Genomic DNA, 22,758 nt, shown 5'->3' with positions numbered 1-22,758 from the left:
CCATGCCGCGCACCCACCAGGCCGGTCCGGGCGCCGTCGCCGCCGCGTTCGCCGGCGCCGCCATCGGGGCGGGGCTCGTGCTGCTCGGAGGCCGCGCGGTGCTGTCACGGCAGGCGGCAGTCGCCCGCCGTCGCATCGGCAAGCCGCTCGGGGAGGAGGCGCTCGACGCCGACCGCATCTGGGCGCGGCGCTTCGACGGCGAGCCGGTCGACCTCGTCGTGCTCGGCGACTCGATCGCCGCGGGACTGGGCGCCGAGCGCCGAAAGGACACCTTGGGCGCCCGACTCGCGAAGGGAGCCGCGCGCAAGCTCGGCCGTCCGGTGCGGCTGCGGACCGCCGCGATCGTCGGCGCGGAGTCGTCGGTGCTCGCCCAGCAGGTCGACGGGCTCCCCGCCGACTACGCGCCCGACGCGGCGGTCATCGTCGTCGGCGGCAACGACATCACCCACCGCGTGCCCGTGCCCACCTCGATCGCGCACCTGGAACACGCGATCCTGCGCCTGCGCGCTCGGGGTGCGGTGGTGGTGGTCGGGACCTGCCCCGACTTGGGGGCGCTGCGACCGGTGCCGCAGCCGCTGCGCGCGCTCGGCTCGCGCCTGTCGCGCCAGCTCGCCGACGCCCAGGCCGACGCCGCCTCCCGGTGCGGTGCGCGACCGGTGTCGCTGAGGCGCGCGGTGGGTCCGTTCTTCGTCACCCACCCCGACGAGATGTTCAGTCTCGACAGATTCCATCCGAGCGCACTGGGGTACCGGCGCACCGCCGAGGCGCTGCTGCCGGCTCTCCTCGCGGAGCTCGAGTCGGTCGGCGCGCGCTAGGACCGACCCCACGAATGTCATCGCGACTTGTTCTAGTGGTACTAGAATTAACAGCATGCTGCTCCGTATCGATCCCGAGAGTGACGCCCCGCTGTTCGCGCAGATCGCCGCGTCGGTGCGGGCGGATGCCGCCGCCGGGCGCGTGCGACCCGGCGACCGGCTTCCGGCGGCACGCGACATCGCCGCCGCCCTCGGGGTCAACGTGCACACCGTGCTGCACGCCTATCAGGACCTGCGCGACGAAGGCCTCGTCGAGCTCCGCCGCGGTCGGGGCGCCGTCCTGACCTCCCAGGCGAGCACGCTCGAGGACCTCCGTCACGACATCCACGACCTCGTCGCGCGGGCGCGCGCGGCGGGACTCTCACCCGACGCCCTCGCCGCCCTTGTGAAGGAGATCGCCCGTGACCGTTGATGGCACAGCCCCGTCCCGCCCCGCCCTGCGACGATTCATGCTGGTCGCCGTGTGGCTCCCCGTCGCGCTCGTCGCGCTCGGCGTCGCCGTGCAGCTGCTGCTGCTGCTGCCCCAGGCGCCCGCCACGATCGCCGTCCATTGGAACGCCTCGGGCGAGGCGGACCGGTTCGCACCCGCGTGGACGCAGCCGATCGCTACCGTCGTCTTCGGCCTCGGCGTGCCGGTGCTCATCGCCCTCACGTCCCTCCCCGGTCTCCGTCGGGGCGACCACGGGCCCACCTACCGCCTGATGGGCGCCACGGCCGCCGCGGTGTCGGCGATGGTGAGCGTGGCGCTGACGTGGACGCTCGCGATGCAGGCGGGCCTCGACAGTGCCGCCGACGCGCCCGCGGTGTGGCCCGCCCTCGTCACGTCGCTCGTCGCGGCGTCCGTCGCCGGCGTCGCGGCGTGGTTCGTCCAGCCTCGTGGCGAGTCGACGGGTGCCGTGACCCCGCCGGCGATCCCGCTCGCCCTGTCGGCGCACGAGCAGGCGCTCTGGATGCGGACGACCAGCATCGCCCGGGGCGCGGCGATCGCGATCTTCGCGGGAGTGCTCGTCATCGCCCTGTCGGCCGCGGTGGCGGGCGTGACCGGCGCGGAACCGCTGCTGGTGTGGTTCCTGGTCGGAGTCGCGGTGCTGCTCCTGGCGATCGCCGCGACCACCCTCGCCTTCCACGTCCGCGTCGACGACAGCGGGATGCACGTCGAGTCGGTGCTCGGCATCCCGCGATACCACGTGCCGCTGGGCGACATCGAGTCGGCCGCGCGCGTCGACGTGAACCCGATGGGCGAGTTCGGCGGCTGGGGCCTGCGCCTGTCGACCGGGGGGCGCTTCGGCGTGGTGCTGCGCGCCGGCGAGGCGATCGAAGTGCTCCGCCGCAGCGGCACGCGCTTCGTGGTCACCGTGGACGACGCGGCGACGGGCGCCGCGCTTCTCGAGGCCCTGGTGAGCCGGGCGGCCGCCAGGCCTTGACGCCCGGCCCGCGGCCGGATTGGCTGAAGGCATGGCGGCACCCGCACCCGACACCTGGCCCACCCCCGAGAAGTGGTCCCGCGTCGACGCGTACCTGACGGAGCTGCTCGTCGGGCACGACCCCGGGCTCGAACGCGCGGTGGCCGACCAGAACGAGGCCGGACTGCCGGCGATCGAGGTCGCGCCGGTCAACGGCAAGCTGCTCCATCTCATCGCGCGCATGTCGGGCGCCCGGCGTGTGCTCGAGATCGGCACGCTGGGCGCGTACTCGACGATCTGGCTGGCACGCGCCCTCCCTCCGGACGGGCTCGTCGTGACGATCGAGGCCGAACCCCGCAACGCCGAGATCGCGCGCGTCAACCTCGACCGTGCGGGCGTGGGGGAGAGGGTCGACATCCGGCTCGGGCGGGGCGCCGACGTGCTGCCGACGCTCGAGGGCGAGGGGGCGTTCGACCTCGTCTTCATCGACGCCGACAAGGAATCCAACACGATCTACCTCGACTGGGCGGCGCGTCTCGGCCGGCCGGGCACCGTCGTCCTGGTCGACAACACGGTGCGCGGCGGGGAGGTGGCCAATCCGGCGACCGAGAATCCGCAGGTCATCGGCGTCCAGCGGGGCCTCGAGATGCTCAGCCGCGACCCGCGCTTCGACGCCACGGCCATCCAGACGCTCGACGCGAAGGGATACGACGGCATCGCGATCGCACTCGTGGTGTGACGCGAGCCTGTGGCCGCGGCATCCGTCACCACCGGACCGTGCCGGTCGCTACGCTGAAGGGCGGACCGACGACGCTCCGGCGAATCACCCTAAGCAAGGAGAAACCCCTGTGGCACAGATCGAGGCTGTAGGCGCGCGCGAGATCCTCGACTCGCGCGGAAACCCGACCGTCGAGGTGGAGGTGCTGCTGGACGACGGCATCGTCCAGCGCGCGGCCGTTCCCTCGGGTGCGTCGACCGGCGCCTTCGAGGCGTACGAGCTGCGCGACGGCGACAAGAGCCGCTACAGCGGCAAGGGCGTGCTGAAGGCGGTCGCGGCCGTCATCGACGAGCTCGGCCCGGCCATCGAGGGGGTCGAGGCGAGCGAGCAGCGCGTCATCGACGAGATCCTCATCGCCACCGACGGCACCGAGAACAAGTCCCGCACCGGCGCCAACGCCATCCTCGGCGTGTCGCTGGCGGTCGCCAAGGCGGCCGCGGACTCGGCCGACCTGCCGCTGTTCCGCTACCTCGGCGGACCCAACGCCCATGTGCTGCCCGTGCCGCTGTTCAACGTCATCAACGGCGGCGAGCACGCCGACAACGGCATCGACTTCCAGGAGTTCTTCCTCGCCCCGATCGGCGCCGACACGTACGCCGAGTCGCTGCGCTGGGGCACCGAGGTCTACCACGTCCTCAAGGGCGAGCTGAAGGCCGCCGGCTTCGCGACGGGCCTCGGCGACGAGGGCGGCTTCGCCCCCGATCTCCCCAGCAACCGCGAAGGCCTGGACTTCCTCATCCAGGCGATCGAGAAGGCCGGCTTCACCCCCGGCCGCGACATCGCCGTGGGCCTGGACGTCGCCGCCACCGAGTTCTTCAAGGACGGCGTCTACACCGTCGAGGGCAAGCCGTGGTCGGCCGAGCAGCTGACCGACTACTTCGCCGACCTCGTCGCGAACTACCCGATCGTCACGATCGAGGACGCCCTCGCCGAGGACGACTGGGACGCGTGGAAGGCCCTCTCCGACAAGATCGGCACGAAGGTGCAGCTCGTCGGCGACGACCTGTTCGTCACCAACCCCGAGCGCCTGCAGCGCGGCATCGACCTCGGTGTCGCCAATGCGCTGCTGGTCAAGGTGAACCAGATCGGCACGCTGTCCGAGACCCTCGATGCGATCTCGCTGGCCACGCAGAACGGCTACCGCTCGATGCTGTCGCACCGCTCGGGCGAGACCGAGGACACCACGATCGCCGATCTCGCGGTCGCGGTGAACGCGGGTCAGATCAAGACCGGCGCGCCCGCCCGCAGCGAGCGCGTCGCGAAATACAATCAGCTTCTGCGCATCGAAGAGGAGCTCGGCGAGGCCGCGGTGTTCGCGGGCCGCGGAGCGTTCCCCCGTTTCCAGGGCTGATGCGCTGACAGCGTTCTGACGAGAGGGGGAGCCGTGGGAAAGACGACGGCTCCCCCTTCCCGTACCCGGCAGGCGCCGGCCGCGCGCCGTCGTCCGGTGGGCGGCCGGGCCCCGGTCGACGTGCGCGCGTGGCTGGGCGGCATCCGGCTCTCGGGCTTCATGGTGATCATGATGGGCCTCGTGGTGCTCGCCGCCTTCGTGCTGGTGCCCACGATCGGCACGTACGTCGATCAGCGCCAGCGGATCGCCGCGCTCGAGGAGGCGGTCCAGGTCAGCCGCGACGAGGTGGAGGAACTGGAGTCCCAGCGCGAGCGGTGGCAGGATCCCGCCTACATCACCACGCAGGCTCGCGAGCGGCTGTACTACGTCAAGCCGGGGGAAGTGGTCTACCTCGTCGACGACGACCTGCCGCCCGAGCTCGAGCCGCAGGAGCAGGAGCCGGTGAGCGAGGAGCTCGAGGCCGCACGCTCGGACTGGATGTCGCAGCTCGTGCGATCGGTCGCCGAAGCCGGGCTCGCCCAGACCGTGGCGCCCCTGACGGTGGGCGTCCCCGACCCGGAGCCCGCGACGACGCCGTCGCCGTGAGCGCGGCCGGCTGCGGCATCCGCCCGCGGGCGGGCGCGGTCCAGCGCCCTGCCAGGCGGCGCCGCTAGCCTGGAATCGTGACGACCCCGCCGTTCCCCCCAGTCAGCGACGCCGATCTCGCCGTGCTCCGCGAGCAGCTCGGACGACCCGCCCGCGGTGTGGTGGGGATCGCGGCGCGCTGCGTGTGCGGCAACCCGACCGTCGTCGCGACGTCGCCGCGACTGCCGGACGGGACGCCCTTCCCGACGTTCTACTACCTCACCCACCCGGCGGCGACGGCGGCGATGTCGATGCTCGAGGCCGACCACGTGATGCGGGAGCTCTCGGATGTGCTCGCCGGCGACGACGAGGTGGCCGAGACGTATCGCCTGGCGCACGAGGCGTATCTCGGCGACCGCGCGGCGTACGGCGCCGTCGAGGAGATCGAGGGCATCTCCGCGGGCGGCATGCCGACGCGCGTGAAGTGCCTGCACGCTCTCGCCGGCCACGCGCTCGCCGCCGGTCCCGGGGTCAATCCGATCGGGGACCGGGCCCTCGCGATGTCGTCCTGGTCTCCGCAGCGTTGCGTGTGCACCCAGCCGGGATCCGGCGGATGATGCGTCGCCTCGTCGGTGCCATCGCCTCCACCGCGATGACGCTCACGCTCGTCACGGCCGCCCCCGCGGCCGCGATCGCCGCGCCGGCCGACGAGGATCCGGTCCGGGCCGCCGAGTACTGGCTCGACGACTACGGCATCGAGAAGGCGTGGGAGACGACCCGCGGCGCCGGCGTGAAGATCGCCGTGATCGACACCGGCATCGGCCGCGGACCGATCGAGTTCACCGGTGCGGTGGCCGGCGGCACGGATGTCTCCGGCGCCGGCTCGCCTGACGGGCGCACGCCCGTGGGCGCCGTCGACGCCGACCACGGCAGCTGGGTCGCCTCGCTCGCAGCCGGCCGCGGAACGGGACCGGACACCGGCATGGTCGGCGTGGCGCCCGAGGCGCAGCTGCTCTCGGTGTCGGTCGCCTTCGGCTCGTCGGCAACCCGGCCGTTCTCGGACCAGATCGCCGACGCGATCCGGTGGTCGGTCGACAACGGCGCCGACGTCATCAACATGTCGCTGACCACGAACGTCCCGGACTGGCCCGAGAGCTGGGACGACGCCTTCCTCTACGCCTTCGAGAACGACGTCGTCATCGTCGTCGCCGCCGGCAACCGCGGAAGCGGCACGACCAAGGTGGGAGCGCCCGCGACGATCCCGGGCGTGCTGACCGTCGGCGGCGTCGACCGCTCCGGCAGGGCGAGCGTCGATGCCTCGACGCAGGGCATCACGATCGGGGTGTCCGCGCCCAGCGAAGAGCTCATCGGCGTGTCGGCGGACTCGACACTGGTCTCGTGGAACGGCACGAGCGGCGCCGCGCCGATCGTCGCCGGCATCGCGGCGCTCGTCAGGGCCGCCCATCCCGACCTCGACGCGGCGAACGTCATCAACCGCATCGTCAAGACGGCCGAGCCCGTGGGCGACACCGATGAGTCGCGCCTGCTCTACGGCTTCGGACTGGTGGATGCCGCGGCCGCCGTCGCCGCCGACGTGGCGGCCGTCACCGCCAACCCGATGGGAAGCCTCGCGGACTGGGTGAGGCTGTACCGGCGGGCCCCGGCGGAGCCGGTCACGGAGGAGCCGCAGGCCAGCGCCCCCGTGCCGGCCCTGCCCGAACCGGACGCGCCCACCAGGCTGTCGTCGCCGCTCCTGCCCGACCGGAACACCGTGCTGTACGGCACCCTTCCGCTCACCATGCTCACGGCGGCGGCTATACTGGTGGCGCTCGGCGTCACCGCTGCTGTCCGACGCATCCGATTGGCGTCCCGCGCGCCGAGCCGCTGACACAGGAGGAGTACTCCAAACCGTGACCAACACCGTGCCCAAGATCCTCATCGTCGGTGGCGGATACGCAGGCTTCTACACGGCCTGGAAGCTCGAGAAGCATCTGCGCAAGGGCGAAGCGGACGTGACGATCGTCGACCCGCTGCCCTACATGACCTACCAGCCCTTCCTCCCGGAGGTCGCGGCCGGCTCCATCGAAGCGCGTCACTCCGTCGTGGCGCTGCGTCGCCACCTCAAGAAGACGACCGTCGTGGCCGCCAAGGTCACCGGCATCAACCACGCGAACAAAGTCGCCACGATCACCCCCATCGCGGGCGAGCCGTACGAGTTCGAGTACGACCAGATCGTCGTCACCGCCGGCGCCGTCTCGCGCACCTTCCCGATCCCCGGCATCGCCGACAACGCGATCGGCCTGAAGACCATCGAGGAGGCCGTCGCCATCCGCGACCGCCTGATGTCGAACTTCGACAAGGCCTCGACACTGCCCCCCGGCCCCGAGCGCGACCGGCTGCTGACGGTCGTCGTGGTCGGCGGCGGCTTCGCGGGCATCGAGGTGTTCGCCGAGCTGCGCTCGCTCGCCTCCGCGCTGGTCAAGAGCTACCCGCAGCTGACGTTCAGCGACACCCACTTCCACCTCATCGAGGCCATGGGGCGCATCATGCCCGAGGTCTCGCTCAAGACCAGCGAGTGGGTGCTGAAGAACCTCGCCCAGCGCGGCGCCTCGGTGCACCTCGACACGCAGGTCACCGGCGCCGTGGGCGGCAACATCGAGCTCTCCACCGGCGAGACGATCCCCAGCGACCTCATCATCTGGACGGCGGGCGTCATGGCCAACCCGACGGTGGTGCGCGGCGGCGACCTGCCGGTCGAGGAGCGCGGACGCATCCGCACCCGCGCCGACCTGCGCGTGGGCACCGAGGAGGAGATCGTCGAGGGCGCCTGGGCGGCCGGTGACGTCTCGGCCGTTCCCGACCTCAGCGGCGGCGGCGTGGGCGGCTACTGCGTGCCCAACGCCCAGCATGCGGTGCGTCAGGCGAAGCTCCTCGCGAAGAACCTCGTCGCGGTGCTGCGAGGCGAGCTCCCGCGCGAGTACCACCACAAGAACCTCGGCGCCGTCGCAGGCCTGGGCCTGTGGGTGGGCGTCTTCCAGTCGGGCAACCTCGCCCTGAAGGGCCCGATCGCGTGGCTCGCCCACCGCGGCTACCACGGCCTGGCGATGCCCTCGTGGGAGCGCAAGTGGCGCGTGCTGTGGGGCTGGTGGAACAACTTCTGGCTGGGCCGCGACCTGGTGAACCTGTCGACCGTCCAGAACCCCCGCTATGTCTTCGAGGAGTTCGCCGCGCGTCCGCGTCCGCCGCAGCCGGTCGAGGCGGCCCCCGCCGAGACGCCGGCCGCCGCGCCCGCTCGCAAGGCGCCGGCCCGCAAGACTCCGGCCAAGGCTGCCGCCGACGCCGGCAAGGTCGCCGCGAACTGATGTGGAACGGATGCCGCAGGCTCGTCTGAGAGGATGAGCCTGCGGCATCCGCGTTCCCGCGATCGCCCCCGTAGCCCAACCGGCAGAGGCAGGCGACTTAAACTCGCCCAAGTGTGGGTTCGAATCCCACCGGGGGTACCGACCCGGTCTGCGCGCTCACCGCGGCTCGTCGTAGGCTGGGGCGATGCGCGCGCACCGGAGCCGAGCCCGTTGAGTCTCGACCTGCTGTCCACGTCCCCGGCGGCGAAGCCGTGGAGTCGTCCCGCCGCGTACTGGGGCGAGATGACCGGCGCGGTGGCCGACGTCAGCGGCCCGGTCGCCGCCGTCCACGCCGGCGCACTCCGGTACAACGCGCTGGACCTCGTCGTGCGCGCGGGCGGCGTGCCGATCCGTGTCGCCACCAAGTCCGTGCGCGTGCGCGAGGTGCTGGACGCCGTCCTCGCCCTCCCCGGGTACCGCGGCATCCTCGCGTACACGCTGCCGGAGGCCCTGTGGCTGGCAGACACGCATGACGACATCGTGCTCGGGTACCCGACCGCCGACCGCGCGGCGATCGCGGCGCTCGCCGCCGACGAGCGCGCGGCGGCCCGGGTCACGCTCATGGTGGACGACCTCGCGCAGCTCGACCTCGTCGACGCCGTGGCCGCTCCCGGCGCGCGCCCCGAGCTGCGCGTCGCGATAGACGCCGATGCGTCGTGGCGAGCGTCGGGGGTGGGTCACATCGGCGTCCTCCGCTCGCCCGTGCACGAGGCGTCGGAGGTGGCGGCGCTCGCGCGTTCGATCGCGGCGCGTCCGGGGTTCCGGCTCGTCGGGCTGATGATGTACGAGGCGCAGATCGCCGGGCAGGGCGACGCCACCGGCGCCGGCGACGCCGTGATCCGGTGGATGCAGCGGCGCTCGGCGGCCGAGCTGCTCGACCGCCGCGCCTCGATCGTCGCAGGGCTGCGCGACATCGCCCCGCTCGAGTTCGTCAACGGCGGAGGCACCGGCTCGCTGGAGCGCACGGCATCCGATCAGTCCGTCACCGAGGTGACCGCCGGCAGCGGGCTGCTCGCGGGCCACCTGTTCGACGGATACCGCGCCTTCCATCCGGCGCCGGCGGCCGCGTTCGCCCTCGACGTGGTGCGCAAGCCCGCGCCCGACGTCGCGACGGTGCTCGGCGGGGGCTGGATCGCCTCAGGCCCGGCGCTGGCGTCACGACAGCCGCGAGCGGTGTGGCCGGAGGGGCTGCGCATGGCCCCGCGCGAGGGCGCCGGCGAGGTGCAGACGCCGCTGCGCGGCGACGCGGCACGAGACCTGCGCGTCGGGGACCGCGTGTGGTTCCGCCACGCCAAGAGCGGTGAGCCGGCCGAGCACGTCGACCGCTACCACGTCGTCGACGGCGGGGCCGTCGTCGCCGACCTGCCGACGTACCGCGGTGAGGGGAAGGTGTTCCTGTGACGCGTCCGGGCGGGACATGGCGCAACTGGGCGCGCACCGAGGCGGTGAGGCCCCAGCGCGTGGAGTATCCGCGCACGGTCGCGGCGGTGCAGCGCGCCGTCGCCGCCGCCGCGGCCCAGCGACTGCCGGTCAAGGCAGTGGGCGCCGGTCACAGCTTCAGCGGCATCGCCGTCGCCCCCGGGGTGCTGCTGGAGCTCGCGGACCTCAGCGGCCTCGTCGCCGTCGACGTCGAGCGCGCGCGGGTGACGCTCCTCGCCGGCACCCGGCTGCACCGCATTCCGGGCCTCCTCGCGCGCTACGGCCTCGCGATGGAGAACCTCGGCGACATCGACCGGCAGTCGATCGCCGGCGCCGTCTCGACCGGCACGCACGGCACCGGCGCGCGGTTCGGGGGCATCGCCGCCCAGGTGGTCGGGGCGACTCTCGTGACGGCGACGGGGGATCTCCTGCGCGTGGACGAGGACGAGAACCCCGAGCTCGTCCCGGCCGTGGCGCTCGGGCTGGGTGCGCTGGGCATCCTCGTCGAGGTCACGCTGCAGTGCGTTCCCGCCTTCGTGCTCCATGCGGTGGATCAGCCCGAGCCCCTCGATGAGGTGATCGCGGGCTTGGAGGACCGCGTCGCCGGCGTCGATCACTTCGAGTTCTACTGGTTCCCCCACACCGACCGGGCGATGACCAAGACCAACATCCGCCTGCCCGAGAGCGCGCCGCGGCATCCGCTCCCGCGGGTCGGCAAGTGGGTCGACGACGTCCTCGTCGGCGGCGGCCTCCATCGCGTCGCGTGCGCGGCGGGCGCCGCGGTGCCGCCGCTGGTGCCCCCGATCAACCGGGTGTCCGCGCGGATCTGGGGGAATCGCGAGTTCACGGATGCCTCGGCCCGCGTCTTCGCCACGCGTCGGACGGTGCGCTTCCGCGAGATGGAGTACGCGCTGCCGGTCGCGAACGTCCGCCCCGCGTTCGAGGCGGTGCGCGAGCTCATCGACGCACGCGGCTGGCGGGTCGGGTTCCCGGTGGAGGTCCGCTTCGCGGCGCCCGACGACCGCTGGCTGTCCACCGCGCACGACCGCGCGTCCGCGTACATCGCGGTGCACCGGTACTGGCGTGAGGACCCGGCCGACTACTTCGAGGCGGTGGAGGAGATCTTGCTCCGCTTCGACGGGCGGCCGCACTGGGGCAAGATGCACACCCTGGATGCCGACGCGCTGCGGTCGCGATACCCGCGCTTCGACGCCTTCGTGGCACTGCGCGACCGCCTCGACCCGGAGCGGGTCTTCCGCAACCGATATCTCGAACGGGTTCTCGGTGGGTAACGGCTGAGAGTCCCAGGCCGGGCCCGTTATGCGGTGGACCCGCGTCGATAGTATGAGTGCACTACCGAACGGAGCCCCGGCAATGGAATGGCTGATCCCAGTCCTCATCGTGGTGGCGCTCGCCGTCATCGTCGGCATCTATCTGTGGGCGACGTACAACTCGCTGGTGCAGCTGAACGTGCGCGTCGACGAGGCCTGGAGCGACATCACGGTGCAGCTCAAGCGGCGAGCCGACCTGCTGCCCAACCTGATCGAGTCGGTGAAGGGTTATGCGACCCACGAGAAGGCGGTGTTCGAGCGGGTGACGCAGGCCCGCGCCGACACGCTCTCGGCCTCCGGGCCCGCCGAGGCGGGGGCCGCGGAGGGCCGCATGCAGCAGGCGCTGAAGTCGCTGTTCGCCGTCGCCGAGGCCTACCCGCAGCTGCAGGCTAGCCAGAACTTCCTGCAGCTGCAGCAGTCGATCGTCGACACGGAAGACAAGATCCAGGCCTCGCGCCGCTTCTACAACGGCGGCGTGCGCGAGCTGAACACCAAGATCAAGGTCTTCCCGAACAACATGTTCGCCCGCAACCTGGGCTTCCACGAGCGGGAGTTCTTCGAGGTCATCGACGGCGCCGCGATCTCCGAGCCCCCGCGCGTGCAGTTCTGAGTCGAGGCGGGTCGCGAGGAACGAGCGTATCGAGATCTCCCGCGTATCCAGATCTCACTGTCCGCGCCCGCCGGTAGCGTCGGGCGTGTGACACTCCAGCTCACCCGCGGCGAGGCGCGCCGCATCGCGGTCCAGGCGCAGCTGCTGAGCGCGGACCGGCCGTCGGGCATCGTCGAGACCGTCGACGCGCTCACGGTCGTGAACATCGAGCCGATGGCGGCGGTCGCGCCGAGCGCGGACCTCATCCTGTGGAGCAGGCTGGGGTGGCCGTACCAGCCGGCGGACCTCGTCAGGCTCGTCGAGGAGGACCGGGCGATCTTCGAGTGGGGCGGGTTCTACCGCGCCATGACCGACCTCGCCCTGCTGCTGCCCGAGATGCGGCGGCGGCCCGAGTCGGCCCAGGCCCGACAGTGGCTCGCCGCGAACGACCGGTTCCGGCGTGAGGTGCTCGCGCGGCTCCGCAGCGAGGGGCCGCTGCGGGCGGCCGAGATCCCCGACACGGCGCAGGTGTCGTGGCGCTCGTCGGGGTGGACGGACAACCGCAACTCGATGCAGCTGCTCGAGATGCTGGTGCTCTGCGGCGACGTGGCGGTGCACTCCCGCGACTCCGGCGGCCGGCTCTTCGACGTCGCCGACCGGGTGTATCCGCCCGACGTTCCGGTGCTCGACGAGCACGAGGCGGCGCGTGAGCGCGCCGAGCGCCGGCTGAGGTCGCTCGGCATCGCCCGGGCGAAGGGCGTCGCACAGCCCTTCGAGCCGATCGACGTGGGTGCGGTCGGCGAGGAGGCGGTCGTCGACGGCGTCGCCGGCACATGGCGTGTCGACCCTGCAGCGCTCGACGCACTCGAGGGGTTCTCGCCGCGGACGGCTCTGCTGTCGCCGTTCGACCGGCTGGTGTTCGACCGGCGGCGGCTGGACGAGATCTTCGGCTACGAGTACTTCCTCGAGATGTACAAGCCCGCGGCGAAGCGGCGCTGGGGGTACTTCGCGGTGCCGATCCTGCACGGGGACCGGTTCGTGGGGAAGCTCGACGCGAAGGCCGATCGCAAGGCCGGTGTCTTCCGCGTGCAGGCGGTGCATGAGGACGAGCCGTTCACCGACGCCGTGCGCGACGCCGTGGACGCGCAGGTCAGCGAGCTCGCACGCTGGCTGGGACTGGAGGTGTCCGGGCCTGCGCGGCCGTGAGCCCGGACGCCGACCCGACGGCGACGCCGGGCGTCCGCATCCGATGTCAGCTCGCGAGGCCGTCCCCACCCGCGGCGTCGAGGCCGTCGGGCTCGTCGGCGGCGAGCGCCACAGCCTCTCGGGAGCCGGACTCGTGACGGGTCGCCTCGGGCAGGGCGCGGGCGAGATCGTCGGTCGCGTCGCCCCAGTGCGAGATCGAGATGGTCTCGAGCTCCTGCCAGGCGGCGGCGAGCCGGAGCTCGTCGGCCAGCCGCGCCGCCGCCTCTGCCGGGCGTCCGTGCTCCCACCATGCGGACTGCACCAGGAGGCGGGAGGCCGGGCGATCGGCCTTGAGGTCGACGCGCCCGACGATGTCGTCGCCGATCAGGACGGGCAGAGAGTAGTAGCCGTAGCGGCGCTGGGGTGCGGGTGTGTAGATCTCGATGCGGTACTCGAAGTCGAAGAGGCGCTCCGCGCGGTCGCGGAACCACACCACGGGGTCGAACGGCGTCAGGATCGCCGCGGCATCGATGCGCCGCGGCACCGTCGCATCGCGGTGGAGCCAGGCGCGCGAGGGCCGTCCCGCCGTCGTCCAGCCCTCGACCGTCACGGGATGCAGCTCACCGGCGTCGGTGAGCTCGTGCAGCGCGGCGGTCACCGCCTTGCGGTCGGCGATGCGCCAGTAATCGGCGACATCGGCAGCCGTGGAGACCCCACAGGCGCGCGCGGCGCGCCGGACGAGCTCGCGGACGGCCTCGTCACGCGGCACGGGAGCCTCGAGCGCCTCCCGAGGGATCACATCCTCCGCGAGGGCGTACCGGCGCTCGAACCCCCGGCGACCGGCGATCGCGACCTCGCCGAACAGCCACAGGTACTCCAGCGCGTGCTTGACGACGTCCCAGTCCCACCACGGCCCGCGCGCGCCCTTCTTGGCGTCGTGCTCGATCTGCGCCGGCCGCAGCGGGCCGCGATCGGCGAGCTCGGCGCGGACCCAGTCCACCAGGTCGCGATGCGTGTCGAACCACCCGCCGGGCTTCGAGCCGTACTTGGCCCGCAGATCCTGCATGCGGAAGTGGAACAGGCCCCAGTCGGCGGCGGGCACGAAAGCGGCGACGTGCGCCCAGTACTCCACGTAGGGGGAGCGCCGGGCGAAGAGGAGCCGGTCGAGGGCGGCGGTGTCGTAGCTGCCCACCCGCGAGAACAGCGGCATGTAGTGGGATCGGGCGAAGACGTTCACCGAGTCGATCTGCAGCGTCGACATCCTCGCGAGCGCGAGGTTGAGCTGGCGGGTGCCGGCCGCGGCGGGGCGCGCGCGGTCGAAGCCCTGGGCGGCGAGCGAGACCCGGCGCGCCTCGGTGGCGCTCAGCGACGACTTCACGCGCGTCAGCCTAGCCAGAGCCGCCGACATCGCCCGGTCCGCTTCATCACCGGCACGGAATGCGACGCGCCTAGACTGGGCGGATGAGCGGCTCCGACGACAAGCCACGCGGCTCTCTGTTCGACGCCGTGCGCGATCGCAGCCGGATCGTCACCACCGACACGTCCGCCGCCGTCCCGCGCGGTCTGCGCATCGCGACCGCATATTCGTGGCGACTGATCGTCGTTGCCGCGGCGATCGGCGTCGCCGTGTGGCTGGTCATCCAGCTGAAGCTCCTCGTCATCCCGCTGCTGGTGGCGATCCTCGTCACCGCGCTGCTGTGGCCCGCCTTCACCTGGATGCTGCGGCACCGCGTGCCGCGTTGGCTCGCGATCGTCCTCTCGGTCCTGGGCACCCTCGCCATCGTGGCGGGGCTGCTGTGGCTGGTGGGATGGCAGGTCGTGCGGCAGTGGGGCTCGGTGCAGGAGAGCACCGTCGCGGCGATGGCCCAGTTCCGGCAGTACCTCATCGACGGGCCGCTGCACCTCAGCGCCGAGCAGATCGACGATCTGCTGACCCAGGGGTCGGCGCTGGCGCAGGAGCAGGCGGGGGTGCTGTGGTCGGGTGCCCTCGCCCTCGGCACCACCATCGGCCACGTGGCCACGGGTGGGATCCTCGCGCTGTTCATCCTGCTGACGCTGCTCGCGGATGGCGCCGGGATCTGGCGGTGGACGCTCAAGCTCTTCCCCAAGAAGGCCCGTCCCGCCGCGGACGGCGCAGGCCGGGCGGGCTGGATCACGGTGGTCAACTACGCGCGCACGCAGCTGCTGGTCGCGACCATCGACGCCGTGGGCATCGGCCTCGGCGCCGCGCTGCTCGGAGTGCCGCTCGCGATCCCCGTCGCCGTGCTGGTCTTCCTCGGCGCGTTCGTGCCCATCGTGGGTGCCGTCGTCACGGGCGCCGTCGCGGTCTTCCTCGCACTGGTGTACAACGGGCCGTGGATCGCGCTGTGGATGCTCGTCGTCGTCCTCGGCGTCCAGCAGCTCGAGGGTCACGTCCTGCAGCCGCTGCTCATGGGCTCGGCCGTGAAGGTGCACCCGCTCGCCGTCGTGCTGGTCGTCGCCGGCGGTGCCATGATCGCCGGCATCCCGGGGGCGTTGTTCGCCGTCCCGCTCGCAGCTTTCGTCAACGTCGTCGCCGTGTATCTCGGCGAACGCGCGTGGGAGACCGGCGCCAAGCCCACCGGAGACCTCATCTGGAGCACCGTCCCCCGGCCGAGGAGAGTCCGCAAGTGACCACTGCCATGCCATCCGCCGACCACACCGAGCGCGCCGACGGGCTGCCGCCCGCCGCGGCGGCGCTGCGATCGCCGGCGCCCACCCTGAAGGACTTCGCGGATGCCGCGGCCACCCTCGAGGGGGTCATCGCCCACACGCCGCTCGACGAGTCGCAGCACCTCTCCGATGTCCTCGGCGTGCCCGTGCACCTGAAGCTCGAGAACCTGCAGCGCACCGGGTCGTTCAAGATCCGCGGCGCGACCTACCGCCTGTCGCGGCTGACCGCCGAGGAGCGCGCGCGCGGCGTCGTCGCCGCCTCGGCGGGCAACCACGCGCAGGGCGTGGCGCTGGCGGCGAAAGCGCTCGGCATCCACGCGACGATCTTCATGCCGCTCGGCGTCCCGGTGCCCAAGCTCCTGGCCACCCGCGGGTACGGCGCCGATGTGGTGCTGGAGGGCGCGACGGTCGAGACGCCGCTGCGCCTGGCCGCCGAGTTCGCGCAGCGCACCGGCGCCGTGTTCATCCACCCGTTCGACCACCCCGACGTGATCGCGGGGCAGGGCACGCTCGGGCTCGAGCTGATGGACGAGCTTCCCGACCTCGACACCGTCGTGCTCGGCATCGGCGGGGGAGGGCTGATCGCCGGCGTTGCCGCGGCCGTCAAGGCGCGAGCCGCCGCCGAAGGCCGCGCCGTGCGCGTCATCGGCGTGCAGGCGGAGAACTCGGCCGCCTACCCGGCGTCGCTGGCGGCGGGGCATCCGCTCGAGGTCCCGACGTCTCCGACGATCGCCGACGGCATCGCCGTGGCGCGCCCCGGCGACCTGCCGTTCGAGATCATCCGCGAGTACGTCGACGAGATCGTGACCGTCTCGGAGGACGACATCGCCCGTGCCCTGCTGGTGCTGCTGGAGCGGGCGAAGCAGGTGGTGGAGCCCGCGGGCGCCGTCGGCGTGGCCGCGATCCTCGCGGGGAAGGTGGTGGCGCACGGCCCCACGGTGACCGTGCTCTCCGGCGGAAACATCGACCCGCTGCTGCTGCAGCGCGTCGTCGCGCACGGTCTCTCGGCATCCGGCCGCTACATGACCCTGCGGATCCCGCTGCCCGACCGGCCCGGCCAGCTCGCGCGCGTGTCGGAGCTGCTGGCGATCGCCGGGGCGAACGTCATCGAGGTGCTCCACACCCGTCACGGCCAGGGGCTGCAGATCAGCGAGGTGATCCTGCAGCTGAGCGTCGAGACGCGCGGGGAGGAGCACCGCGCGCACGTCATCTCTGTGCTGGAGGACGCCGGCTACATGCCGACCGTCGTGCACGACTGACCGGCCGGGTCCGCCGGCCGGCCCGCGGAGTCACTGCCCGTTGTAGGTCTCGACCTTGACGATCTCGACGGCGATCTCGCGACCGTTGGGCGCGGTGTACGAGGTCTTCTCGCCTTCCCTGCGCCCGAGGATCGCGGTGCCGAGGGGAGACGCCTCGCTGTAGACGTCGAGCTCGGAGCCCACGGCGATCTCGCGGTTGCCGAGGAGGAAGACCTCTTCGCCGCCGGCGATGACGGCCGTCACGACGGTGCCGGGCTCGACGACGCCGCTGCTCTCGGGGGCCTCGCCGACCTTGGCCGTCTTCAGCAGCTGCTGCAGCGTGCGGATGCGCGCCTCCTGCTTGCCCTGCTCGTCCTTCGCGGCGTGATAGCCGCCGTTCTCCTTGAGGTCGCCCTCTTCGCGCGCGGCCTCGATGCGCTTGGCGATCTCCTCGCGGCCGGTCGTCGAGAGGTGCTCGAGCTCGGCCGCCAGGCGGTCGTACGCGTCCTGGGTGAGGAAGGTCACGGGTGCATCGGACACGGCTGACTCCTTCGTAGCGCCCGTCGGCGCGAAGCGCGACGGGACATAAACCGAACGCCCCGGCTCACGGGCCAGGGCGCGAATGGATGATCTCCCGTCAGACTACGACACGTTGCCGATCAGGACAAAACCCAGCACGAGTTCACGAAACCCGTGGTCGCGGGTGCGGTGGTGGGGATCACCTCGCGGAACGCGCGGGCGGGGAGGTCGGATGCCGGCAGCTCCACGACCCGCCAGCCCACGACGCCGTGCTCCTCGTCCTGCGCCTCGAGGGCGCAGGCCACCGCCGCCCCCACGGGAGCGGAGATCTGGAACCCGAGGGTGACGGAGTGTCCGTCGGCGATCTCGAACGACGTTGTGTCGGCGTCGACGGCCGCGAGCGTCCCCTGCACCGTCGTCCAGCCGAAGAGCGCGACGGCAGCCACCGCGAGCGCGACGCCGGCGCCGATGATCCAGCGTCGGGCGGGAGAACGCCGCCGGCCGTAGCGCTCGTCGAGCATGTCCTGCGTGGTCACGCCGCTCCTGAGGTCTCGGGGGTCGCCCTGCGAAGATTAGGCTGGGAACTCCAGGCTATGCGCTCGCGCGCATCCCCGACGACACCGCCCGCCTCGCGGGCAAGCGAGGACACCCATGCATCACGCGCTCGCCGCCCTCGTCAGCGCTGCGACGACCCCCGCGCCGACCCCGACGGCGGACGTCGACCCCGACCTCGTCACCCCCGGGGTCTGGGGATTCGTCATCACGGCGCTGGTCGCCGTGGCGGTCATCTTCCTGGTCTGGGACATGATGCGCCGCATCCGCCGTGGGCGCGTGCGTGCCGACATCCAGGAGGAGCTCGACGCGGAGGAGCAGGCGCAGCGCGCCGCCGCCGCGACGAGGACGGACGACGAGGACGCTGACGCGGCCGGAGACGACCGCACCGGTGACGAGCCCGACGGCAGCGCCCCGCCGAAGGCCTGACCCGCGCGACGGGGGGAGCTATCGGATGCCGCGAGCCGCGGCATCCGTCATCGCCGTCAGGCCGGGACGCCCAGCGAGGGCGACAGCGGATCCAGGGCGATGAGCAGCGCCGCGGTCCAGTGGCACAGGAACGCCAGAACCGTGCAGACGTGGAAGATCTCGTGGAAGCCGAAGTGGCCGGGCCACGGGTTCGGCCGCTTCATGGCGTACACGACGGCGCCGACGGTGTACAGCACGCCGCCCACCGCCACGAGGATCATCATGGCGGCATTGGCCTCGAAGAGGTCCACGAGGTACATGACGGCCGCCCACCCGAGCACCAGGTAGAGCGCGACGTACAGCCATCGCGGGGCGTGGAGCCAGAAGACGCGGAACAGGATGCCCAGGAGCGCTCCGGCCCACACCAGGGTGAGCAGGAGAACGCCCTTCTCGGGCGGCAGGGCGAGCGTGGCGATCGGGGTGTAGGTGCCCGCGATCAGCAGCAGGATGTTGGCGTGGTCGATCCGCTTGAGGATCGCCTTCGTCCGGGGCTTCCAGTCGAAGCGGTGATAGAGGGCCGAGTTGCCGAACAGCAGCAGCGACGTGGCCATGAACACCGCCGAGGCCCACTTGGCGGGGGCGCCCTGTGCGACGGTGATCAGCACGATGCCGGCGACGATCGCGACGGGGAACGTGCCGGCGTGGACCCAGCCCCGCCACGTGGGCCGGATCTCGGGTGCGGCGGCATCGACGGACGCGGCGTCCATGAGCGGCAGCGACGGGACGTCAGGGGCCTCGGTGAGGCGGCGGCGACGGCTCATCCTCCCAGGGTAGACGGCGACGCATGCCGTCGACGGCACACGCCGGGACGCGGATGCCGGCACCCGGCCGCGCGCTAGGGCCGGGCCCGCCCGCGGGGTAGCGTAGGCGTGTGGCGCGCGGTTCGACGAACGAAGGCAGAGGACCTCTCTACCGCCTCTACATCAACCGCCTGCGCCGGCGGCTGGACCCCGCGTCCGTGCCGCATCACCTCGCGATGATGATCGACGGGAACCGCCGGTGGGCCAAGCAGCTCGGCTACGACTCCGCCGCGCACGGCCACCGTGCCGGTGCGGCGAAGATGAAGGAGTTCCTGCGCTGGTGCGACGACGTCGGCATCCGCGTCGTCTCGCTCTACCTGCTCTCCAACGACAATCTCCGCAAGCGCGACTCGCGCGAGCTGTCCGACCTCATCGAGATCATCGCCGAACTCGCCGACGAGCTCTCGCACGAACGCGACTGGCGGGTGAAGCACGTCGGTCGCGCCGACGCGCTCCCCGAGGACCTCGCGCGCGTGCTGGCCGATGTGGAGGCGCGCACGCGCGGCAAGGCAGGCATGCACGTGAACCTCGCGGTCGGCTACGGCGGGCGGGGCGAGATCGTCGACGCGGTCCGCAGCATCATCGCCAAGCACGACCAGGAGGGCGGCTCGCTCGAGCAGCTGGCCGCGAGCCTCACCCCCGAGCAGATCGGGGAGCACCTGTACACCGGCGGCCAGCCCGACCCCGACCTCGTGATCCGCACCTCGGGGGAGCAGCGCCTGAGCGACTTCCTGCTGTGGCAGTCCGCCCATTCGGAGTTCTACTTCGTCGAGGCACTGGGGCCCGATCTGCGCGAGGTCGACTTCCTCCGCGCGATCCGTGACTTCGGCTCGCGGGACCGCCGCTACGGCGGCTGACCCGAAGCGGGTCCGCGGCGCCGTTTCGCGCACAGGCGGGTGCGGGGGGCTGTGCGCCGGTGCTCTGCCAGAATGATCCGCGTGACGGATCTGGACCCCTACCTGGCGTCGTTCGACGCCGAGCCCGGCTACCTGGACTGGGCGGCGTTCGGCCCGCTGTCGCCGGCGGTGCGCAGCGAGGCGCAGGGCGACACCGAGCTGCTGGGCACCGGCCGCCGCACGAGCATCCAGCTCGTCGCGGACCACGTCCGGGAGGCCCGCGAGCTGGTCGCAGAGCTCCTCGGCGCCCAGGCCGACCAGGTGGTGCTGCAGCCGTCCACCACGTACGGCCTCATGCACGCCGTCTACGGTCTGGCAGGGGGACTCCTGCTCAGCCGGGCGGAGTTCCCGAGCCTCACGGTGGCGGCGGCCCGGGCGTCCGACGCGCTGGGCTCGCTGCAGCTGCAGTGGGTCGATCCCGTCGGAGGGTTCATGTCGCCCGATGCCGTCCGGTCGGCGGTCACCGACGAGACGCGCGCCGTCGCGGTGAGCCTGGTCGACTTCCGCACCGGCTACCGCACCGACCTGACGGCGCTGCGCGAGGTGATCGGCGATCGCCTCCTCATCGTCGACGCTGTCCAGGGCTTCGGCATGATCGAGGCCGACTACGCCGCGGCCGACGTCGTGTGCGGCCACGGCTACAAGTGGCTCCGCGCCGGCCGCGGCACCGGGTTCGCCTGGTTCGGCGAGCGAGCGCTGGCGCGCATCGCGCCGGTGCTCTCCGGCTTCCGCGGCGTCGACGGCGACCTCCCGCTCGACACGGTGCCCGCGCCGTCGGCCTCAGCCCAGGCCTTCTCGGTCTCCGGCCCCGACACGCTGGCCGCCGCCCGACTCGCGACGGCGCTGCGCGAGATCGCCGATGCCGGAGTCCGCAGCATCGAGTCGGTGCTGGCGGATCGAGCCGCCGACGTCATGTTCTTCGCCGACCGCTACGGGATCCCCGTGGTCACCCCCCGCGATCCCGGGCGCCGGGCCGGCATCGTGACGCTGGAGCCGGAGCCGCGGGACGCCGCGGCGCTGGCGGCATCCCTCGCCAACCACGGCCTCACCGTGACGGCCCGCGGCGGGCGGATCCGCGTGTCGCCCCACGTCGGCACCGGCGCCGACACACTGCGGCTGTTCGGCGACGCACTGGCCGCGTTCTCGTCGGCACGCGTCTGGTGACCGCCTGCCCGGTGCGGACGCTGCGGCATCCGTTCACCGAGACGTCACGAGATTCGGGCGTGTCGGGGCGGGCCGGTGTCGCAGGGGAGTCGTAGCGTGATCGCATCGGGCAAGGAGCCCGGTCGAGTCGGCCTCACGGATCGCGACTCGTGACCCCTGGTCGACTCGTAACTGCCGGGTGAACCACCCGGGGCGGGAGTGGGTTGTGACCACACGAGCACCACACGAGCAGCGCCGTCAGGACCTCGGGCAGGTCGCCGGATCCGATCAGGATCTGCGCACCTACGTTCTGGACACCTCCGTGCTGCTGAGCGATCCTCGGGCGTTCTTCCGGTTCGCCGAACACAGCGTCGTGATCCCCGTCGTGGTGGTCACGGAGCTCGAGGGGAAGCGGCACGACCCCGAGATCGGATACTTCGCCCGGCAGGCCCTGCGCCATCTCGACGAGCTGCGCGTCGAGCACGGACGCCTCGACTTCCCGGTCCCGGTGGGCACCGGCGGCACCCTCCGCGTCGAGCTGAACAACACCGACGCCTCGGTGCTGCCGTCCGGAATGCGCCTCGGCGACAACGACAGCCGCATCCTCGCCGTCGCGATGAACCTCGCCCAGGACGGGCAGGAGGTCACCGTCGTCTCGAAGGACCTCCCGATGCGCGTCAAAGCGGCGTCGCTCGGCATCACCGCCGAGGAGTACCTCGCCGAGCAGGCGGTCGACTCCGGGTGGACGGGCATCTGCGACCTCGACGTGTCGGGCGATGACATCTCCGACCTGTACGAGAGCGAGGTGGCCGCCAGCGAAGAGGTGCGCGGTCTGCCGGTGAACACGGGACTCATCATCCACTCCGAGCGCGGGTCCGCCCTGGGCCGGGTCGTCGGTGACGGCGAGTACCGGCTGGTCCGCGGCGACCGCGAGGTCTTCGGGCTCCACGGTCGCTCGGCGGAGCAGCGCATCGCCATCGACCTTCTGCTCGACCCCGAGGTCGGCATCGTGTCGCTGGGCGGACGGGCAGGAACCGGCAAGTCCGCGATCGCGCTGTGCGCCGCCCTCGAGGCGGTGCTCGAGCGCCAGCAGCAGCGGAAGATCATCGTCTTCCGGCCGCTGTTCGCCGTCGGCGGCCAGGAGCTCGGCTACCTTCCGGGGGATCAGCAGGAGAAGATGAACCCCTGGGGCCAGGCGGTGTTCGACACCCTCGGATCCGTCGTGTCGGCCAATGTGCTCGACGAGGTCATCGAGCGCGGGCTTCTGGAGGTGCTGCCGCTGACCCACATCCGCGGGCGCTCCCTCCACGACGCGTTCGTGATCGTGGACGAGGCGCAGTCGCTCGAGCGCAACGTGCTGCTGACGGTCCTGAGCCGCATCGGGCAGAACTCGCGCGTCGTGCTCACGCACGACGTCGGGCAGCGTGACAATCTGCGCGTGGGCCGTCACGACGGCGTCGCGTCGGTCATCGAGACGCTCAAGGGGCACGCGCTCTTCGGCCACGTGACGCTCGTCCGCTCGGAGCGCTCGGCGATCGCGGCGCTGGTCACGGACCTGCTGGAGGCCGGCGAGCTCGCCTGAGCGGGCGCAAGATCGAGCCGTCGGAACACCGGG

General features: G+C 72.2%; 23 protein-coding genes and 1 tRNA gene. 20 read left to right on the top strand and 4 right to left on the bottom strand.

What is annotated here, in order from left to right; translation table 11 throughout:
* Window positions 1-2 precede the first annotated feature (2 nt).
* The 14 genes from ACFRAL_RS07860 (at window position 3) to ACFRAL_RS07795 (ending at window position 12,857) form a co-directional block, all read left to right on the top strand.
* Entirely contained in the window at window positions 3-815 is an 813-nt protein-coding gene (locus ACFRAL_RS07860) for an SGNH/GDSL hydrolase family protein (protein ID WP_378881462.1), read from the top strand.
* A 55-nt stretch (window positions 816-870) separates the two neighbouring features.
* Entirely contained in the window at window positions 871-1,227 is a 357-nt protein-coding gene (locus tag ACFRAL_RS07855) for a GntR family transcriptional regulator (protein WP_336396455.1), read from the top strand.
* Window positions 1,217-2,239, top strand: a complete 1,023-nt coding sequence (locus ACFRAL_RS07850) for a DUF1648 domain-containing protein (RefSeq protein ID WP_378881458.1) — start codon at window positions 1,217-1,219, stop codon at window positions 2,237-2,239. Before ACFRAL_RS07855 ends, ACFRAL_RS07850 begins: the two co-directional genes overlap by 11 nt.
* Before the next feature lie 31 nt (window positions 2,240-2,270).
* Window positions 2,271-2,957 (top strand): O-methyltransferase, encoded by a 687-nt coding sequence (locus ACFRAL_RS07845; RefSeq protein ID WP_336396453.1) that lies wholly within the window; start codon window positions 2,271-2,273, stop codon window positions 2,955-2,957.
* 109 nt (window positions 2,958-3,066) lie between these two features.
* Window positions 3,067-4,347, top strand: coding sequence for a phosphopyruvate hydratase (eno, locus tag ACFRAL_RS07840; RefSeq protein WP_336396452.1), 1,281 nt, complete (start codon window positions 3,067-3,069; stop codon window positions 4,345-4,347).
* 33 nt (window positions 4,348-4,380) lie between these two features.
* On the top strand, window positions 4,381-4,932 hold the full coding sequence (locus ACFRAL_RS07835) for a septum formation initiator family protein (protein WP_378881455.1): 552 nt from the start codon (window positions 4,381-4,383) through the stop codon (window positions 4,930-4,932).
* Between the two features lie 77 nt (window positions 4,933-5,009).
* Complete coding sequence (locus ACFRAL_RS07830; RefSeq protein WP_378881452.1) at window positions 5,010-5,528, top strand: DUF501 domain-containing protein; 519 nt, start codon at window positions 5,010-5,012, stop codon at window positions 5,526-5,528.
* Complete coding sequence (locus ACFRAL_RS07825) at window positions 5,528-6,799, top strand: S8 family serine peptidase (RefSeq protein ID WP_378882130.1); 1,272 nt, start codon at window positions 5,528-5,530, stop codon at window positions 6,797-6,799. Before ACFRAL_RS07830 ends, ACFRAL_RS07825 begins: the two co-directional genes overlap by 1 nt.
* A 34-nt stretch (window positions 6,800-6,833) precedes the next feature.
* Window positions 6,834-8,273 carry an NAD(P)/FAD-dependent oxidoreductase gene (locus ACFRAL_RS07820; protein WP_378882127.1) on the top strand — a complete coding sequence of 480 codons (1,440 nt, stop codon included), beginning with the start codon at window positions 6,834-6,836 and terminating at the stop codon, window positions 8,271-8,273.
* A gap of 64 nt (window positions 8,274-8,337) precedes the next feature.
* Window positions 8,338-8,411 (top strand) — tRNA-Leu (locus tag ACFRAL_RS07815).
* Window positions 8,412-8,483: 72 nt separating this feature from the next.
* On the top strand, window positions 8,484-9,713 hold the full coding sequence (locus ACFRAL_RS07810; RefSeq protein ID WP_378881449.1) for an alanine racemase: 1,230 nt from the start codon (window positions 8,484-8,486) through the stop codon (window positions 9,711-9,713).
* Window positions 9,710-11,023 (top strand): D-arabinono-1,4-lactone oxidase, encoded by a 1,314-nt coding sequence (locus tag ACFRAL_RS07805; protein ID WP_378881446.1) that lies wholly within the window; start codon window positions 9,710-9,712, stop codon window positions 11,021-11,023. Before ACFRAL_RS07810 ends, ACFRAL_RS07805 begins: the two co-directional genes overlap by 4 nt.
* 82 nt (window positions 11,024-11,105) lie before the next feature.
* Complete coding sequence (locus ACFRAL_RS07800; protein WP_336396446.1) at window positions 11,106-11,672, top strand: LemA family protein; 567 nt, start codon at window positions 11,106-11,108, stop codon at window positions 11,670-11,672.
* Window positions 11,673-11,759: 87 nt separating this feature from the next.
* Window positions 11,760-12,857: a DNA glycosylase AlkZ-like family protein gene (locus tag ACFRAL_RS07795; protein ID WP_378881443.1), complete on the top strand. Its 1,098-nt coding sequence runs from the start codon at window positions 11,760-11,762 to the stop codon at window positions 12,855-12,857.
* A 46-nt stretch (window positions 12,858-12,903) separates the two neighbouring features.
* Here ACFRAL_RS07795 and ACFRAL_RS07790 read toward each other — a convergent pair whose 3' ends face one another.
* Window positions 12,904-14,214: a winged helix-turn-helix domain-containing protein gene (locus ACFRAL_RS07790; RefSeq protein ID WP_378881440.1), complete on the bottom strand. Its 1,311-nt coding sequence runs from the start codon at window positions 14,212-14,214 to the stop codon at window positions 12,904-12,906.
* Between the two features lie 83 nt (window positions 14,215-14,297).
* On the opposite strand from ACFRAL_RS07790, the gene ACFRAL_RS07785 reads away from it, so the two are divergent.
* Together ACFRAL_RS07785 and ilvA are read left to right on the top strand one after the other, a co-directional pair.
* Entirely contained in the window at window positions 14,298-15,488 is a 1,191-nt protein-coding gene (locus ACFRAL_RS07785; RefSeq protein ID WP_336396443.1) for an AI-2E family transporter, read from the top strand.
* Window positions 15,489-15,496: 8 nt separating this feature from the next.
* Window positions 15,497-16,786: a threonine ammonia-lyase gene (gene ilvA / locus ACFRAL_RS07780; RefSeq protein ID WP_378882125.1), complete on the top strand. Its 1,290-nt coding sequence runs from the start codon at window positions 15,497-15,499 to the stop codon at window positions 16,784-16,786.
* A gap of 30 nt (window positions 16,787-16,816) precedes the next feature.
* Here the strand turns inward: ilvA and greA are convergent, their stop codons facing one another.
* Both greA and ACFRAL_RS07770 read right to left on the bottom strand, forming a co-directional pair.
* Window positions 16,817-17,305: a transcription elongation factor GreA gene (greA, locus tag ACFRAL_RS07775; protein ID WP_336396441.1), complete on the bottom strand. Its 489-nt coding sequence runs from the start codon at window positions 17,303-17,305 to the stop codon at window positions 16,817-16,819.
* Between the two features lie 119 nt (window positions 17,306-17,424).
* On the bottom strand, window positions 17,425-17,820 hold the full coding sequence (locus tag ACFRAL_RS07770) for a DUF4307 domain-containing protein (RefSeq protein WP_378881437.1): 396 nt from the start codon (window positions 17,818-17,820) through the stop codon (window positions 17,425-17,427).
* Between the two features lie 115 nt (window positions 17,821-17,935).
* Between ACFRAL_RS07770 and ACFRAL_RS07765 the strand changes: the two genes are divergently transcribed.
* On the top strand, window positions 17,936-18,265 hold the full coding sequence (locus tag ACFRAL_RS07765) for a hypothetical protein (protein ID WP_378881434.1): 330 nt from the start codon (window positions 17,936-17,938) through the stop codon (window positions 18,263-18,265).
* Between the two features lie 56 nt (window positions 18,266-18,321).
* Here the strand turns inward: ACFRAL_RS07765 and ACFRAL_RS07760 are convergent, their stop codons facing one another.
* Complete coding sequence (locus ACFRAL_RS07760) at window positions 18,322-19,065, bottom strand: hemolysin III family protein (RefSeq protein ID WP_336396438.1); 744 nt, start codon at window positions 19,063-19,065, stop codon at window positions 18,322-18,324.
* Between the two features lie 110 nt (window positions 19,066-19,175).
* Between ACFRAL_RS07760 and ACFRAL_RS07755 the strand changes: the two genes are divergently transcribed.
* The 3 genes from ACFRAL_RS07755 to ACFRAL_RS07745 all read left to right on the top strand — a co-directional run bounded on the left by ACFRAL_RS07755 (window position 19,176) and on the right by ACFRAL_RS07745 (window position 22,725).
* The gene (locus ACFRAL_RS07755; RefSeq protein WP_378881431.1) at window positions 19,176-19,961 is read left to right on the top strand and encodes an isoprenyl transferase; all 786 of its coding nucleotides are present in this window, start codon (window positions 19,176-19,178) and stop codon (window positions 19,959-19,961) included.
* Window positions 19,962-20,042: 81 nt separating this feature from the next.
* Window positions 20,043-21,164: an aminotransferase class V-fold PLP-dependent enzyme gene (locus tag ACFRAL_RS07750; protein ID WP_378881428.1), complete on the top strand. Its 1,122-nt coding sequence runs from the start codon at window positions 20,043-20,045 to the stop codon at window positions 21,162-21,164.
* A gap of 205 nt (window positions 21,165-21,369) precedes the next feature.
* Window positions 21,370-22,725 carry a PhoH family protein gene (locus ACFRAL_RS07745; RefSeq protein ID WP_336396435.1) on the top strand — a complete coding sequence of 452 codons (1,356 nt, stop codon included), beginning with the start codon at window positions 21,370-21,372 and terminating at the stop codon, window positions 22,723-22,725.
* The last annotated feature ends 33 nt before the right edge of the window (window positions 22,726-22,758 follow it).

Origin of the sequence: Microbacterium sp. NPDC056736 (genome assembly GCF_042790415.1) — a bacterium.
In the GTDB taxonomy this organism is placed as follows: domain Bacteria; phylum Actinomycetota; class Actinomycetes; order Actinomycetales; family Microbacteriaceae; genus Microbacterium.
The sequence above is the reverse complement of the archived record's forward strand: the minus strand, read 5'-3'. Positions and strand labels throughout refer to the sequence as shown.

Coding starts and splice junctions, on each gene's coding strand:
- ACFRAL_RS07785 (WP_336396443.1), top strand. CDS start 14,298: ATGAGCGGCTCCGACGACAAGCCACGCGGCTCTCTGTTCGACGCCGTG.
- ACFRAL_RS07845 (WP_336396453.1), top strand. CDS start 2,271: ATGGCGGCACCCGCACCCGACACCTGGCCCACCCCCGAGAAGTGGTCC.
- ACFRAL_RS07800 (WP_336396446.1), top strand. CDS start 11,106: ATGGAATGGCTGATCCCAGTCCTCATCGTGGTGGCGCTCGCCGTCATC.
- ACFRAL_RS07855 (WP_336396455.1), top strand. CDS start 871: ATGCTGCTCCGTATCGATCCCGAGAGTGACGCCCCGCTGTTCGCGCAG.
- ACFRAL_RS07765 (WP_378881434.1), top strand. CDS start 17,936: ATGCATCACGCGCTCGCCGCCCTCGTCAGCGCTGCGACGACCCCCGCG.
- ilvA (WP_378882125.1), top strand. CDS start 15,497: ATGCCATCCGCCGACCACACCGAGCGCGCCGACGGGCTGCCGCCCGCC.
- ACFRAL_RS07760 (WP_336396438.1), bottom strand. CDS start 19,065: ATGAGCCGTCGCCGCCGCCTCACCGAGGCCCCTGACGTCCCGTCGCTG.
- ACFRAL_RS07825 (WP_378882130.1), top strand. CDS start 5,528: ATGCGTCGCCTCGTCGGTGCCATCGCCTCCACCGCGATGACGCTCACG.
- ACFRAL_RS07860 (WP_378881462.1), top strand. CDS start 3: ATGCCGCGCACCCACCAGGCCGGTCCGGGCGCCGTCGCCGCCGCGTTC.